Annotated in this window: 10 protein-coding genes; all 10 read left to right on the top strand. The window is 37.6% G+C overall.

All coding sequences use genetic code 11. The annotated features are described in order from the left end of the window. Positions 1-51: 51 nt before the first annotated feature. From A3L04_RS08590 to A3L04_RS08545, 10 genes are read left to right on the top strand one after another with little or no spacing between them, the layout of a single operon-like run. A complete protein-coding gene (locus tag A3L04_RS08590) occupies positions 52-3,213 on the top strand; it encodes a DUF1156 domain-containing protein (protein ID WP_068577215.1) in 3,162 nt (1,053 codons plus the stop codon). A gap of 55 nt (positions 3,214-3,268) precedes the next feature. After that, on the top strand, positions 3,269-3,634 hold the full coding sequence (locus A3L04_RS08585; RefSeq protein WP_068577213.1) for a hypothetical protein: 366 nt from the start codon (positions 3,269-3,271) through the stop codon (positions 3,632-3,634). Positions 3,635-3,688: 54 nt separating this feature from the next. Further along, positions 3,689-4,291: a hypothetical protein gene (locus A3L04_RS08580; RefSeq protein WP_068577211.1), complete on the top strand. Its 603-nt coding sequence runs from the start codon at positions 3,689-3,691 to the stop codon at positions 4,289-4,291. Beyond that, entirely contained in the window at positions 4,278-5,120 is an 843-nt protein-coding gene (locus A3L04_RS08575; protein ID WP_068577209.1) for a hypothetical protein, read from the top strand. Before A3L04_RS08580 ends, A3L04_RS08575 begins: the two co-directional genes overlap by 14 nt. A gap of 13 nt (positions 5,121-5,133) precedes the next feature. Further along, positions 5,134-5,460: a hypothetical protein gene (locus tag A3L04_RS08570; RefSeq protein WP_068577208.1), complete on the top strand. Its 327-nt coding sequence runs from the start codon at positions 5,134-5,136 to the stop codon at positions 5,458-5,460. Between the two features lie 52 nt (positions 5,461-5,512). Continuing rightward, positions 5,513-8,902 carry a DUF499 domain-containing protein gene (locus A3L04_RS08565; protein ID WP_068577206.1) on the top strand — a complete coding sequence of 1,130 codons (3,390 nt, stop codon included), beginning with the start codon at positions 5,513-5,515 and terminating at the stop codon, positions 8,900-8,902. Between the two features lie 5 nt (positions 8,903-8,907). Further along, a complete protein-coding gene (locus tag A3L04_RS08560; protein WP_068577205.1) occupies positions 8,908-9,345 on the top strand; it encodes a hypothetical protein in 438 nt (145 codons plus the stop codon). After that, positions 9,338-12,196 carry a helicase-related protein gene (locus tag A3L04_RS08555; protein ID WP_068577203.1) on the top strand — a complete coding sequence of 953 codons (2,859 nt, stop codon included), beginning with the start codon at positions 9,338-9,340 and terminating at the stop codon, positions 12,194-12,196. The genes A3L04_RS08560 and A3L04_RS08555 overlap by 8 nt, the downstream gene beginning before the upstream one ends. Before the next feature lie 58 nt (positions 12,197-12,254). Beyond that, complete coding sequence (locus tag A3L04_RS08550) at positions 12,255-15,161, top strand: AAA family ATPase (RefSeq protein WP_204249565.1); 2,907 nt, start codon at positions 12,255-12,257, stop codon at positions 15,159-15,161. An 18-nt stretch (positions 15,162-15,179) separates the two neighbouring features. Further along, positions 15,180-16,523 (top strand): McrC family protein, encoded by a 1,344-nt coding sequence (locus tag A3L04_RS08545; protein ID WP_068577199.1) that lies wholly within the window; start codon positions 15,180-15,182, stop codon positions 16,521-16,523. Positions 16,524-17,211 lie beyond the last annotated feature (688 nt).

The raw sequence follows: 17,211 nt of genomic DNA, 5'->3' as shown, positions 1-17,211 counted from the left end.
CAAAGAAGTTAAAAACTCTTCTAACAATAAGTTATTTCTGGTGGTGAAAACATGAAAAGAACTTTTCTTGAAAGCCCAAACTTTCCCATAAGGGAAATTAATGAAAAAAGTGCTAAAGAAAAGGGTCCGGCGAGACCACCTTATTGGGAGATGGTCTTCTGGTGGACAAGGAAACCATTAATTGGAGCAAGAGCTGTAATTGCTGGAGCATTGCTTCCAGAAAATGTTGATGCTAAGGAATTTAAAAAGATGATAAGGCTTAATGAAAATACTCCCCATCGTTTTAATCCTCAAATTCCAGATAAATACAAGCAATATTTTGAAGGAAAAAAGCTTTTAGATCCTTTTGCTGGCTTTGGAAGTATTCCGCTTGAAGGGCTTCGCTTGGGTTTGGATGTTACCGCTGTTGAGTTATTACCAACGGCTTACGTTTTCCTCAAGGCTGTTCTTGAGTATCCAAAGAAGTTTGGAAGGCTGAAGGTGAAAGTTCCAGTTAAGGAGCTTGAAGCTTTAGGGTTAGACAGCTACGCACGAGAGGCAAAGAAGAAGATAATCACAAGTGTTGAAGTTCCCGCTTTAGTTTATGATGTTGCGAAGTGGGGCAACTGGATTACTGAGCAGCTTAAAAACGACCCAGAGATCAGAGAGCTTTATGACGATGATGTTGCTGTTTACATTGGCACTTGGGAAGTTAAATGTCCCCATTGTGGAAAGTGGACACCAATAGTGGGTAACTGGTGGCTCGCAAGGGTTAAAGACAGCAAAGGGAAGTATCAGCGCTTAGCTTACATGAAGCCCAAGAGAACCGAGAATGGCATTGAGATTGAGGTTGTTGATTTAAACCAGATAGTGGGCGATGTTTCAAACGCCAAAGTTGACACAAGAAAAGGAGAGATAGTCTTTGAAGATGAAGAAATAGTCAAGAAGCTCAAACCTAAGATCGAGAAAGGAGAAGTTGATGCAAAGATTAGAAAGATTGATGGTAAAGAGGCTGTTGTCTTTGAAGTTCCAAAGAGCAATATGGAGTCAAGGAGACAACAGGCTTTCTGCTTAAACTGTGGAAACGTCATGAGGTTCGTCGATGAGAGCGGCAATCACTACACTAGAAAGAAGGGAGAAGGAGAATTTTACGTCAAGTTCGCCCTCAGAAAATATCACCAGGGTGATGAGAATTATGCAAGGCAACGACTGCTTGTTAAAGTGAAAATTGAGAACAACGATTTAATCTTTGAACCAGCAACCAAAGAAGACAACGCAAAATTGGAGAAAGCTAAGGAGAAAGTCAAGGAGCTGTTGAAGAAGGGAGATCCAGATATTCCGAGAGAACCCGTTCCGCCCTATGGTAGCTTACTCTTCGGTGCATTGCAGATAATTGGTTGGGGCTTTGATCAATGGTACAAGCTCTTCAACCCTCGCCAGCTCCTCACACTTGTAAAAATAGTGAAGCTCATAAGAGAGGTCGGCAAGAAAGTTGAGGAAGAGAAGCTGAAGGAGGGCTGGAGCGAAGAGGAAGCGTTCAAGTATGCAGAAGCAATAGCGACGTATTTGAGTGTTGCTCAGACGAAAATAATAAATTACAACACTTTATCCACAAGATGGTCCTCAGGTTCGTTATTACCTAACAAAGTCCAAGGAGCATTATCATTCAGAGGAATCGCAATGGTATGGAACTGGGGCGATACAAACGTCTTGTACATACAAGGTAATTCGTATTCCATCTCAAAAGCAACTGCTTCAGTTATGGGGGCTTTGAATTATCTTATTTCATCTCTTGCCCCAAACCTTCACACATTTAGCAAAGTCGAAGTAATGCAGAGTGATGCAACCTCTCTAAGCTTCGATAAATCCTTTGATGTGATTGTCACTGACCCACCTTACTCAATTGACGTTCCCTATGCAGAGCTTAGCGACTTCTACTACGTTTGGCTCAAGAGAGCCTTGAGTGACGTTGAAGGAAACAAGCTTGTCCCCAGATTTCACAGAGAGGCTTTCTTCAAGAAGGTTGGCAAGAAGTACAGGGAGAGGGAAGTCCAGTGGAAGGAGTTTGCGAGTAAAGAGGTCTCAGAGTTCTCTGCAAGATTCTATACTGAGAAAGAGAAAGAAAAGCTCGCCAAGGAACATTTCAAAAATCTCTTTACCCAAGCTTTCATAGCAATGAAGAACAATCTTAAAGATGACGGAATCTTGGCAACCTATTATGCCCACACATCCCTTGATGCTTGGGCTACTCTAATTGAAGCGGGCTGGCAAGGTGCAAAGTTGCAAATCACCACTGCAATTCCCCTAAATACTGAGCTTGGTTCGAGTATCATGAGACAGGGAAAGCTCTCGTTAGATACTTCTATCATAGCAGTCTGGCGTAAGGTCAAGAGAGATGGCAAGAAAGTTGTTGATGTTAGAGACTTTGTTGAATACAAAGATCCATACACGGGCGAAGTCAAAAAAGTCCGCTTTACGGAAAAGATACAGCTTGTTGCTGAAGAAAAAGCCAAACAGCTTTTAGCTCACGGCTATACTGGCTTGGACCTGCTTTATGGGGTAATAGCATCAGCTTTGAGCGTAATCACTGAATATGAGGAAGTTCAGAGGTATGGAACCAAACTCCCCGTGCTTGAAATTCTTGAAAAATATGTTTATCCCGCATCAGCCCAAGCCATTGCAAAAGCCTTAGCTCAAGAAGTCCACGGCAGAGTCTCATCAAAGGAAGCTCTCTTCTACCTCTTAGCCAAGCTTCTCTTTGGAAAGGCAAAGGTTTCATCAAATGACGTTGTCTTGCTCTCAATAGCAACAGAGACAAACTCAAGGGAGCTAATCAGTAGCAAGATACTCTTGGAGAAGAAAGAGGGAAGCTCAAAGTATTACCAGCTCAACTCACCGCAGAGCGACAACCTCACTAAGCTTGAAGCTTTCTTAAAGAGCAGGGGTATTGATATTGCAAGTCCAAAGCCAAAGAACGCGATTGATACTTTACATCTCCTTGAGTATTACGCAAAGAGGCATCCAAAGAGCGAGTTCAGGAGAAGATACGACGAACTCAAGCAGAAGTACCAGAGTTTTGTCGAAGAAGCTACAAACTTAGCTTTGATATTCACGAGCATGGCAAAGAACCTAAGATGGGACGATGTAGAGTTCAAGCTTGCTGAGGACATTGCAGAGAAGCTCGAACTCATAAAGAAGCCTCAGAAGACATTGATGGAGATTATTGGGAGCTAATTCTTTCGTTTTATTTGAATTTTTCATTATTTTAAAATTTATCTAAGGGATCAAAATGGGGCGGAAAAATGATCCAATTAAACGCAGATTAGAAATTTTAAAATTTTTTATTGAGTATCCAAAGAAGATATCTGAGTTTCACAAAAGGTTTAGATCTGAGCTTGATGTCCAATTATTAGAAGAGATGCTCAATAATGAACTACTTGCAACTGACTACCCACTTATTGTTGGAATAGGACGAACTTCCAGAGACGAGCTAAAGAATCCCAGCATGGATTATGAGATTAGGATCACAGAAAAGGGATTAAACTTTTATTACCAGGATTTCATTAATAAAAAAGCCCTGAGATACTCAAAGATTGCAGTAGGAATTTCGCTTGGCAGTCTTCTTATTCAAGTCTTACCAAAACTACTGCATTAGTAATATTAGTAAATGTTTAAAAAGGATTTACTAATATTACTAATGTGATACACCATGAAACCACCAGTATCAAGGGAGAAAATTTACAGTGTGGTATTTGACTACACAGGAATTCGGATTCCAGAAGTTGCGAGATTAGCTGAGCTGAACTACATTTACACCTACCAAACAATAAGAGCCCTAAAAAGGGAAGGCTACCTCACAACAGCATCGGATGGAAGGATCATACTTTTGGACAGAAAAGGGCTAATATTCAAGTGGGCAAAGGATAAGGAGGTAATACTGAATTCTCTAAGTCCAATAACTATCAAGCTCGTTCCAGATTATGACATGAGGAATTTGGTTCTGTTTTCTGGGAATTCTGCCCTCTGGCTGCTTGGCAAGATAATCAGCCCTGCAAGCGGAATCCTCTACGCAAGTGAAAAAACCTTCAAAGAGCTTATGAAGTTTAAGGATCCCGAAGGCTATCCCTTCAAGGTTTACATTTACGATGACTTCTACTTCAAGATTAGGAAAGAACTCAACGGTTATTACATTCCAAGCTGGGGAATGATTTTGGCGGACATGCTTGTCCAGGGAACGTACACGAGGCTCTTTGACGATGTTTTTGAAACAGTCATTTCCATAATTGAAGGTGAGAAGAATGAAGAGGCTTGAGCTTTCTGAGGACATATTCCTTGAGGTTTATGATTTGAGGAGCTACAACAATGATGTTATTAGAGAGTCAATAAATGCAATGTTCAAGATTGCCGAGGAGTTGAGGGGGAAGGTTGTCCTTGTTGGCGGTTGGAGTGTGTACTACTGGGTGGATAACGTTTTGGGTTACAGCGGCGTCCCTTCAATTGACATTGACTTCCTCGCAAAGGCTGAAAGCTTTGAGGAGATAAGGGAGGTTATGAAGAACCTCGGCTTTCAAAGTGCTGGCTTCAGATTTGCAAAGCCCATCAAAAGCTTAATCGTAAGGGAGGAGGTGAAGGTTGACTTCCTCTTTGACGAAAAGCCCTCACAATTGAGCTTTGACACTCCATTTGCTTCATCAATTTTCAGAAATCGGTATTATTCGAGAGTTCACTTTGAAGTTCGAGACTTTAACAAAAATTTAATTGCTGGAGGAGAAGTTGATGTGGCTTTTCCTGAAGCAGTCTTGGCTTTAAAGTTCGATATTTACACTAATCTTGGAGATTATCCAGATGACAAGAGGGACAAGCACTGGAAGGACATAATTGACATTTACTCTCTCGTAATGGGCTTCTACAAGAAAAGAAATGCGTGGCGTGAGAAGGACTTTTATCTCAGGAAGGACGTTCTAAGGGAACTCTACAAGGCTAAGAATTACAAGCCAACTTCAATATATGAAGTTTTAAAGAGAACTCAGTACAAAGAGGACATTAGGGTAATGCTGGCCGACTACGTTGGCTTCAAAGTCTTTGAGGAGAAGCTCTTTGAGAGAAAGCTAAGAGAGCTTGAAACAATAATAAAGTCTTGATAATGGTGGTTGCATGGCGGGTGGAATAAAACATGGCTTTAGGAGAGCCGCAGCAGTGGCAGGTACAGGAATAGTTGGATATTACCTAATTACAAGAGTTATCCCACCATTGCTTGGAATAACCTCACAAATGGGATACATAGTAGCCTATCTTGTTGCAATTGTTTCTCTTTACTCCCTTTTCCTAAAGATGAACTACTGGTCAACTGGATATCTAATGGGATGGATAATTGGACTATATTTCCTTAGAGGGCTCTTTGAATCCTGGGAATGGAGCATACACATGTTAATTAGCATATTGTACTTAGCTAAGAAGCTCAAAAGGAAGATATTTGGATAATCTATCCGAAGAACATAAAAAGATTGGAAACAAAGTTACTCTGGTGAGTGAAATGCTAAGGGAAAAGATATGGAATGATGTTATGGATGAAACACTTGATGAATTTTCTGCTCCAGAGCTTAACGATGTGGTAAGTGGAAGAGCACATAAGATTTATTCTGATGCAAAGGAGTTCTTTAGAAGAACATATTTCAGCGATTCAATGCTAGATTTGATTGAGAAAGTTCTATCAACACTTGAGGGAAAAGGAACTAACGTATTCACGGTTTACTCGCTCTTTGGTGGAGGTAAGACACACACATTGGTAACTCTGTATCACATTCTAAATCATCCCGATGCTCTCCTTGATGAGGAGGTTTTGAGAGATTACGACATTATGAAGAGAAAGAGACTAGAGCATATTGCACAGAGAATAAAATCATTGGGCAAAGTCAATATTGCTGTTATTTATGGTATGGGAGACATAGGAAATCCAATTAAACCACTTGACTTTGGAATTTACAAAGTCCACACTATCTGGGGCTATTTGGCTCATCTCCTTGGTAGATACGCTGACATAAGAGCATACGATGAGAGTTTAACAGTCCCAGACATAAACAGCTTGAGAGAACTTCTCAAAGAAGGCAAAACGCTGATAATGATTGATGAAGTTGCAGACTATGGAAATAACTTGAGAAGAAGCAACAGAGAGGATGCCAAGAACTATGCCAATAACATTCCAATATTTTTAGAGCGACTTTCAAAGGCAATAATTGGGACCGATAATGTTCTAATAGTCACTTTGCCAATTGAAGTAGAAAGAGGTGTTTTAAGAGAAACTGAGAAAGCCTATGATAAGGATTATCTTGAAGCTCTGTGGAAGGCTGTTGCAAAACTTAGTGGGGAACTCGTTGCTCCTTTAAGAACCGAGAGGGGGAGCAATGATTTAATTGAAGTTCTCAAAAGAAGAATTTTCGAAAAAATTGATCCAAATAACAAAATCAAGATCATTGAGAGATACATGGTTGATATGGCAAATGAAGAAATTTTCGGTGATACAAGAGACTTCCTGAGAGAGCTTGAGGTTACATACCCATTCCATCCGGATTACTTCACAATAATGAGAACAATTCTTGAAAGAGTGCCTGGACTACAAAAGACAAGAGATCTGATAAAGCTCACAAGGAAAGTTGTTAGAAAAATACACAGGGAGGAAAAAGAATATTCATTAGTAATGCCCCATCATATTGATGTCTTTGATAACGACCTGAGAGGCCTTCTTTTCCAAGAGAATTATGCTAATTATGGTGGAGTTGTTGATGTTGACCTTAATCCAAAAGTCCTAAAGAAATACCCACAACCAGAGCTCGTGAAGATTATTTATGAATACATATTCCTTTCAACGTATCCCTACGATTCTCCAACACCTCTAACAGGATTTCCAGACAAGTTCAAAATATCAAGGGGAATTTACGAGGTAGAGATTTTTGAAGCAATGGAGTGGGACTCAACAAAGATTCATGATGCCATTGAAGAAATAATATCAAGGAACTACTTTATCCACTTAAACTATGATGATAGGTACAATGTTTTCTGGGTTTGGAGAATAGCAAATGTGAATCAAATGGTTCTCGCAAAGAAGGACGAACTTCTCAGAAATAAAAAAGGAGAACTTATCGAAAAAGTCACTGCAGAAATTAAGAAGGCTATTGAAGGTAAACCAGGAAAAGGGAAAAAGTCTAAAGGGGAGCAAATCAAGATTACTCTATTTGAACGGAAAGACGTTATCTTTGATCCTCGAATGGGAGACATTGTTGATGACGATAGCTACAAGCTTCTAGCACTCTATTATGAGTATGTTGATGAAGAACTGCTTGAGGATTTGATCCTTAAACATAAGGGAGGAACAAGGAAATTCAGGAATACAATAGTCGTCACGTATCCAACGCCGCAAGGATTTAATTCAATTCTAGAAGCTTTCGCGAAAGTTGAAGCCTGTAAAGAGGTTAAAAAAGAAGTTGACAAAATCTACTCCGACTATGGGAAGAACGTTGTAAAGATACAGCAATCAATGATTGAGCACATAGAAAATGCTGCTAAAGATGATTTGTTCACCACAATAGTACAATCCTTCAGAAAAGTTGCATTTCCGGTAAATGAAGGATACCGAGACAGTATAAAAGCAACTGAAGCTTCAACAACTTCAACATCAATACTTGAAACTGTTTATTCAGTCCTAATTTCACCGGAAGTTGAAAAAGTTGCAGAATATCTTTCGTTTGATGAGTTAAAGGCAATGCTAAACATTGTAGGAATTGACCTAAGCTCAAGACCTTACACTTTTGGAGAGATACGAAACTACTTCCGCATGAATCCAGCGTTACCAATGGTTGAGGATGAGCGGATAAAAGAAGCCCTCAAAGAGGGTCTTTCAAGACTTGAAATAGGAATCTTAACAAAAAGTGGCAAGTTAGTATTCAAAGATGTCAAGGAAATAGTAATAGTAAATGGTGAAATCAAAAAAGAGAATACGGAGCAAGCCACAATTCATCAAATAACTCTTGATGACAAGATTTTGCCAAAAAGAATTGCGCTTGAGGCCCAAGTGAGTTCTCTACTGCAAAGGGAGGAAACAAAGACAATCGAGAGAGGAAAGAAGAAAATCAGAAGAAAAGTTGAAGTATTTCTTGAGATAGACGGACAGAGAATAAGACTCAAAGACATAGTCGGAGATAAGGAAAATATTTCAATCAAAGATGAAGACATTAACATGCTTGTTGAAGGAAATTTTGTCGTTGTCATTACTGAAGAAGAACTCTCAGATGATTTCAGCGACTTCGAAATTGAAATTTCTCCAGCTTATGTTTCAGCACATCCTGAAGAGCTCATTGAAGTGAAAGTTGTAATAGCTCCAAAGGATCCAAATAAATCATTTGAAGTCAAGCTGAAAGTTGATTATGGAAAACTTAAAGAAACAAATGGAATCGTGCCTTTCGAGACTGTTTGGCATCTAAAGGCTCCAAGAGAAAGCGACGAATTCAGGCTTTATGCTGAAAGTAAAGATGTGGAGCATGTAGCTACCCTAAGAGTAGAAGTAATCAGCCCCACCATACGAACTAGAAAACTCACAGAAGAGCATATTGGAGGGACATTAATAAAAATTGAAGACATCAGGAGACTTGAACATCTCAAAATATTGCAGGATGCTATTGGTAGTGAACACATACTGTCAGGAACTGCTGTAATAAAAGCCAATGGTTCAAGAGTTTCTATGGACTTGGACAGAATTCCACTTGATGTAGCTACTCAAGTAATTGAAGATTCAAAGGAATATTTAGATGGAAGCGACGAACTTAATGTAGATGTCACGATCCAAAGAGAAATTACAATTACAGAACTACTACTCAAAAAGTTGTCTGTGTTAAATGACAAAGTGACGTTTGTAGTTGAACTTAGGAGGTAGGGTAAATGACAAAATATCTGATAAAATTAAAGTACATCAAACCTATGAAACTGCTATTTGAAAAGGAGCAGAAATTGGCTGAGTTTATTCCTTTTTTACCTATTGAAGGGGAGAACAAATATGTCAAAGGAAAGATTGAAGGAAAAGCAAGGGTATTTCTTCCAGAATTTCTTGATTTTGCAAGAAAGCTTGGCTTTAATATCAAAGGAAAAGTCCTAGAGGGAGAAAATGACGAGAACTACTTAAGACTTTTTGTCTATGCCATGGTTTCACAATTTGTGAAGTCTGAAACTGAGCGTAGGGAAATTGAAAGAACAGTTATGGAGTTGCCGATTTTGGCTCTTAGATACTGGGCTTCAACTTTTAGGAATGCCTATTGGGAGGGAGGAAGAAAACGAGTTAGGAGAATATCAAAGTGTTTTAGGGTGATTTACTGTGATTAGAGGTTTTGAAAGTGAATTTAAAGTTTATTTAGCAAATAGAATCATTAGGAGTAATCCTATTGCATTCTTTTTTGCAATTACAAATCCTATCTCAAAACAAAAGATAATCCCATTCTTACATCAAGCTGATTTGCTTCTGCATCTAATGACTGTTAGACCAATTAGAGTACTGATAGCTGATGAAATTGGATTGGGGAAAACCATAGAAGCCCTTGCAATAGCAAAGTATCTCGAACTTCAAGATGGTATTAGAAAGGTCCTAATATTAACCCCAAAAATCCTTATCGAACAATGGGTCTCTGAAGTTAAAAGAGTTGGAGGCATGCCTTGGATTGTCTCAAGTGGCTCTCAGTTAAAGAACACATTTTTCAAAAGTGGAGTAGACAAGGCATATTACTACATAATGTCAATTGATTTAGCTAAGAGATATCCAGATATTATCGATTCTGTTGGCTGGGATTTAATAATAGTGGACGAAGCCCACAATGCAACGCTTGGCACACAAAGAGACTATTTATTGAGAAGATTAACCAGCAATAAACATAGAAACATAATTCTGCTTTCTGCGACTCCTCATAGAGGAGACTACAAAGACTATCTAAACAGACTTAGATACTTAGACCCAACACTTACCGAGAATTACGATGCATTGGATGCTCCAAAGTTTTACAGGGTAACACATGAAACACTTGTATTCAGGAGAACCAAGGGGATAGTAAACCAAGCTGAAGGGGAGGAAATATTCAGGAAGTGTCATGTTCATTCCTTCATAGTTGATATCAGCGATGTTGAAAAAGAGTACTTCTCAGAACTTCAAAAGATTCTAACAGAGATGATTGCCCCTGATAATATTCCACTATCTTTGCTTGCTGTTATCCTAAGAAAGAGAGCAAGTTCAAGTTATTATGCCTCAATTCAGACACTCAACAGGATGATATCAAAAAGCAAAGGAAAAGAACACCCAAAAAAAGTAGAAGATATCTTACAGAAAATATTTGCTCTTGGCTATGACGAATTAGAAATTGAAGCAGATGAAATTGATGAGGAGCTGAACAAAATAGTTGAAGCTTACGCCGATATTTTGACATCGAGACAAATAGAGAGATTGAGAGGAATCTTGGAGTTAGCAAGAAAAGCTCAGGAAAAAGACAGCAAAATAAAAAACGTAGCAAAACTTGTCAAGTATCATCTTGACAGAGGAGAGAAAATTGTGATTTTTACAGAATACTTGGACACTTTAGAATATCTCAAGAACAATCTCCCCAAATATCTGGGAATCCATGAAACGGATATTGTAACAATTTCTGGCAAAAATAAAGGGGATGTTCATAATATCAAAGAGAGATTCGAACAAGAGAATGGTGCAAAGATATTGATAGCGACAGATGTTGCTGGAGAAGGTCTGAATCTCCAAGTTGCAAATGTCTTGATAAATTATGAAGCCCCATGGAGCCCAATCAAGCTCGAACAGAGAATGGGAAGAATATGGCGTTTAGGTCAGAAAAAAGAATCTTATGTGTACACCGTATTTCTATCAAATAAAATGGATAGAGATGTATTAGAAAACCTTTATCATAAGTTAATGAATATTGACAAAGCCATGAATAACCCTCCCCAACTTGTAGGCAGTAAGGTCTACATTGCAAGTGCAGAAAACTTATGGAGAGCCGATTTAGGATTACTAAATCTCGATCCAAAGAAAAGGAAGAAAATCAATGAATACACGCTTGTTTTGGAATCAATAAAGGGCAATCTTGGTATTTATGTTAGGGAGTTATTAGCAATGATAAACCAACTCTCTGCAAGATTAAGAGCCAAAAGTGTGTTTCCAGTTATTAAGGGGGAGAAAATCAGAAGTGAACTTTCAAAATATCTTGGCTCAGATTATCTTTCTAGAAAACAAGTTGAGAAAGAGCTTCAAGAATGGCTTTCGTTATTCATCTATGGGAGCGATAAAAAAGCAATAAATCTATGGAAGGAGCTTAATGCCCTACTATTAAAAGGCAATACGGACATTGGAAGCAAAATGATTCTTTTTGTAAAGGGGGAAGAAACACTTAGGAGAATCTACTTAGTAAAACTAAAGAATTCCTCTCAAACGCTGATTGAAATTCCTGTAGCTATTGACAAGAAGGGAGACATTCTCTATGGGCTCAAACTCCTCGAAGCTCTTAAAGACATAAGTACACAAATATTAACAACTGTCCCATATGAGAGTGTTGAAGAAACTAACCAAACAAGCATTGAAAAATTTAGAGATATTGGTAAAATAAAAAGCACCATAAGGAAATTACTTCAAGAAATCTCCTTTAAATGGGAAAAATATGAAGAGCGATTCCGTAAACCCTTAAAGGCTGGGCAAGTGTTCTTTCCATTAGACTTTGATAAGACAACAGTTGAAGAGATAGCCATATTCAAATACATTAGAGAAGTTGAAAGTGGAGAAGAAAAATGGGAAAGAAATTCTCCAACAGAAGAAATACTTAAGATAGAAAAAGAAGCAATGAGAATAGCTATCGAGTATGAAAAACAGAGATACATTAGGAAATATGGAAATGATCCAAGCAAATGGCTTGTGAAAAATGTGTCTTTAGAAGAACACTATGACATTTTGAGTAGAGATTTAGTCACTGGTGAAGTCAGATACATTGAAGTCAAGGGGCATAAGGGGTTTTCTTTATGGGCCGAACTTACAGAAGCCGAGCATAAATTCGCCGAAGACCATGCTTCTAACTATTGGCTTTATTTGGTTGTAAATATTGGAAAGGAACCCATGCTCTTTAGATTCAGAAATCCATTGGAAACTTTAGACATTAAAACGAAAAAACGATATGTACTTTATGTCGGTTAGGTTGTTAGGTCAATCTATGAGAGTCTGTAGAATCTTTGGAAAATTTTGTTAATTCAAAATGGGAGGAGTATTTATGGCAAAATTAAAAGAGGACAAATTAGGGGAGCTTGATAAAAAGTTAGAAACATGGAAAAATATTGTAAACAAAAAAGGAAAGAAATACGTTCATTATGATCTAACAGAGGAATCTGATTGGTTGAAAACTACTATGAAGACAAAAGAGATAGTGGCAGAGATTATCCAAGAAAATGACGTTGAAAAACTTAGAGGACTTCTCAGAGAATTATTTAGTGGCAAAAAAGAACGACCACTTTGGGCTCAAAATACACGAATCTTACCAGCATTTATTGAGTCAGCCAATAATGAGCAAATATTAAAGCTGAAAGAGATAATCTCACAAATTACTTCTTCTCATGAATTCAACAAAGAATGGATTAATGAAATCTATGATCTCATTTATCAATCTAAACCTAAAGAGACAACTAACTTTAAGGCACTTAAAGGATTGCTACGTAATATTCTGGGAGAGCTTTATGGTAAACTCCACATTGAGGAAGCTCCAATCTACAATACATGTTCTCGGGAGTTCGTTAGAGAGTTCATAGAGTTTGATATTAATGACTACAATGATTTCAAAAATGCTTTTGAAATTATCAAAGAGAGGTATCTTTCTAAAGTCGGTAAGTTATCCGACAACAACATTCCAATTAACTTAGAAATTGATATGATGTTCAATTATTTTGATAAAGTCGATTGGAGAGTTGAGAAGCTAGTTAATGTTCTAGAACCACTGGTAAATATGTACCAACAAGAGTGGTCTAGAATTGAGGATGAATTCATGAAAACACTCGAAGATACAGCTAATTATCTCTTGGAACTCTTAGATAAAGAAGGGGTTACAAAAGAAGAGATATCTAAGCTTTATCAACTGATCTCAAAAGTGGAGAGAGATCCAAAATGGAAGAGGGTATTTCAAGAAGGCTACACTGTCATGTACACCAAGGATATGTCCCAGACAATGGAATTGTTGAGTGACAAAAGAATGAAGAGCTTCTTGAAGAGGCTTACACAAGCTGAGGATATTGGAGATGTTCTAAAAAGTAATGAATGGAAGGAAGTATGGCATGTTCCCTATGCAGGAGGTACGGTAATTACAAGCTTAGCAACGCTACTTCGGCCGGATTTATTCTTGCCAGTACATGCCAATACAGCAAATGAGAAAGTTGTTAGGATTTTAGGGTTTGACGATCCTAAGTTTTATTATCCAAAAGGTAGCAGATCAGTTAAAAGGACTGCAGAATTCTTGACACTCCTTTCAAAAACTGCTGAAAAATTAAAAGTGGGCAATATGTTAGAGCTCGCATACTACCTTGTTAAATATGGTCAAGAACACGAAGAAATGCACAAAGTGCCTCCAGTAGATACCTCCACAAGTTTAGAACAAGCCGAAATACTACCAGAGTTCAAATTTTTGGATATTAACCTTCTCAGGAAAGGCCAAGTTATTCTTTACGGACCTCCTGGTACTGGGAAAACCTGGATTGCAAAACAGTATGTCAAAATGAAACTTCCTAGTGAAAAACATATCATTCCTAAAGGAGCATCTCAACTCTCCCAAGATCGTAATTACTATCTCTTAACCATGAGTTCTACCAAGTACGACCTTGCTAGCGTCCACAAAGGTCTTGAAGAAGAATTTTCGGGAAAGACAAAATCTGCGTTTGAAACTGTGAGTGAGGGGGACATAGCGTTTGTTTATTTCGCTCAACCACATATGAAAATACGAGCTATTGCTGAATGCACAAAAGCTGAAGAAGATAAAGCATGGTTTAAGATAATAAAACTCATTGATGGACCCACATTCAGGGAGTTAAAAGAAGATGAGTTATTATCATCATGGTCACCATTAAAGCAGAAATTAAGAGGCACGCTTTTTGAGCTTCCATATGAACTAGCACAGAGAATAGCTGAAATGATTGGCGGAGAAAAGTTCCAAGACCTAAATATTATTCAGCAGTCTACAACAGTAGAGTACAATGCAGTTGAATTTGTAACATTTCATCCTTCCTTTGCATACGAAGATTTCGTTGAGGGTATTAAACCAACAACTATTAAAGATGAGGAAACCGGTAAGAAAGAGCTTACATTCTACATAGAGGAGGGTGTCTTTAAGAGAATTTGTAGAAATGCCCTTAATGCTCTGTTAGCCTTTGCGGGAGTGAATAAAGAATGGCTTTCAACAACTGGAGTCCCTACATTAACAGAGAAAGAGAGGCAAAAAGTCCTTGAAAAACTAAAAGATGAAGACTTTCCAAGATTTTATTTGATAATCGACGAGATAAACCGCGGAGACATAGCTAAGATATTTGGAGAGCTAATAACACTTCTTGAAATGGACAAGCGCTTGTTTGCACCAAATGAAACTACCGTAACACTTCCCTATTCCAAGAAAAGCTTTGGGGTTCCCCCTAATCTTTACATAGTCGGCACCATGAATACAGCAGATAGGAGCATAGCACTAATTGACGTTGCTTTAAGGAGAAGATTTGCATTTATTGAAGTCATGCCGAACTATGAGATTATCGAAAAAGAGATAGTAGATAAAGCGGGAGACGAAGTAAAAGAGATTGCAAAAATAGCATTAAGCGCATTAAAGTCCCTAAATCAAAAGATCAAAGAAAAATACGACAGAGATCATCAAATCGGCCATAGTTATTATTTTGAGCTTCAAAAAGTGCTGAACAACAAAGACAAATTCATAGAAGTGCTCAAACTCATATGGTTCTATGAGATACTCCCACTAATCCAAGAGTATTTCTATGATGCTCCAGATAAGCTCAAGGAAATACTTGGAGATAACACTTTCATTAAAGAATCCAATGAAAATTATGTTGAATTTTACACAATGGATGAGATTTCAAATGAAAAATTTGTAGAGATTCTTCAAAATCTAGCAGAAAGCTAGTGAAATACGGTGAGTGCAGTGAAAACAATAGATCTCTTTGAGTTTGTTCCTATTTTTTACAGTATTGGTGGAGATAGGCCAACATTCCAAGAAGATACAAAAACATTAGTACTTCCTGAAAAACTCGTAAGAGAACTTGATAAGATTAACGAGAAGTTGCAGTTCCTCGATATTACCCTAAAAACAATTAAGCCAAAAAACAAAGTTGGAGTGTTCTCATTTAAAGGTTTGACATTGCAAATTTTTCCGAAATTGTTAAGAACAAAGAGCTATGAAGAGCTAGAGCGCTCGAAATCTCTTGTCATGGGTAATCTACTCAAAATGCTTTCAATCGCTGGAGATATCCCAATAACCGATGCAGATATCGCAAGTGTTAGTTTAGCAAAGGCTGATTTTCTAGAAGTGCTGATTAGGATTTATGCATGTGGTCTTCTCTCTATCCTCAAGTCTCATAGATATTACCAATACATGCATAGGCATGATGAGCTTAGGTATGTCAAAGGGCAGATAAACTTTCAAAAGTACTCATTGCATCCAGCAAGAAGACATATTATTCCCTGCAATTTCAATGATAAATTCATAGACAATCCTCTTAACAGAACACTGAAATATGCGGCGTATCTAATGTCAAGGATTACGGAGTCCCCAGATAACTACAGAATGCTGAAAAATATTATGAGCATATTTGATTCTGTTTCTTTAGTACCAATTAGCCTAGAAGAGATTGAAAGAATTCATTTCCATCGTTTGAATAAGATTTTCAAACCTTATGTTGAGCTTGCCAAAATTTTCATTCAAAATTCTATCGTAAAGCTTCAGTATTCAAAAATTGAGACTTTCACATTTTTGATTCCTATGGAGAAACTCTTTGAGAAATTTGTAACAAATACAATAATCAGTAACAAAGAAAAAGTTCTTACAGAGGAATTCCAAGATGCAAAGATAATCCCACAGCACGAAATTGGTTATCTTTTAATGGATAGAGAGTATTCCAGGGGCTACTTTAAGTTAATTCCTGACATTACCATTGAAGTACAAGGAAAAAGATATGTGATCGATTTAAAGTACAAGCTTTTAACAAAGGAAGAGAAAAAACTGGGAGTTTCTCAATCGGATTTGTATCAGATGTATGCATATGCGACAAAATGGAATGCCGATGGTGTCCTCTTAATCTATCCAACTCTGGAAGAACATGTAGAAAAAGAATGGCATTTTGAAGTAGAAACACGTACAGGCAGAAAAGATATTCCTCTCATAATCAGGACAATAAATCTCAATCATAATCTGTTAAAAAATGAGGGTTGGGAAAATTTCCTCTTAGAGCTAAGCCAGAGTTTAACTAGACTAATTCAGACCAACTAGCCTACGGAAATACACATTATTTCAGACTCTCTTATGGTCTCCCATTTTCAGAATTCTTTTAATATTTTTCGAAAATTTTTTAAAGATTTTAGTACCAAGTGAAAGAAACTTATCGGAATTATTTTATTCGTAATACACTTTCTTTCTATTCTTGTGATACACACTTTCGGTTGCGTCTTCATGCAACTGAATGATTAGCATTTAAAAAGCACGTCAAATTGTTTTTTACTGTTATCCCAATGACTTTGCTCTATTTTTCATTTTCTAACACATGCTTTCTTCTTTTTTGAAATTTCCCCCAGAAATTATCGAAAATTATCGAAAATTTTTTAAAGCTAAATGTAACAATAATTAAAATATTTCATAACAATAATAACATTTTTAAACCAATTTTTATTACATTATTGTAGAGAAGAAACATCTTGGGGGTACGCGATATGAAACAGTTTTGGGAGCTGTACAGGGAAGATATTTTGAGCTTCAAGAAACACTTCGATGCAAACTACATAAAGAACGTGTTCGACGCATATGAAGAAGTTAAAGACAAATTAGAGGCTTTAGCGTTAATAAGAGACATCCACCTGTCAAGAATGTTCTCGTTCCTGCTCATGTCATACTTTGTCAAGAGAGAACCCGACAAAATCGACGATGCAATAAACATAACAATCAAAAACCTCGGCGATGCGGT

The sequence above is a fragment of the Thermococcus chitonophagus genome (genome assembly GCF_002214605.1).
Classification (GTDB): domain Archaea; phylum Methanobacteriota_B; class Thermococci; order Thermococcales; family Thermococcaceae; genus Pyrococcus; species Pyrococcus chitonophagus.
This window is presented reverse-complemented; position numbering and strand designations above follow the sequence as displayed.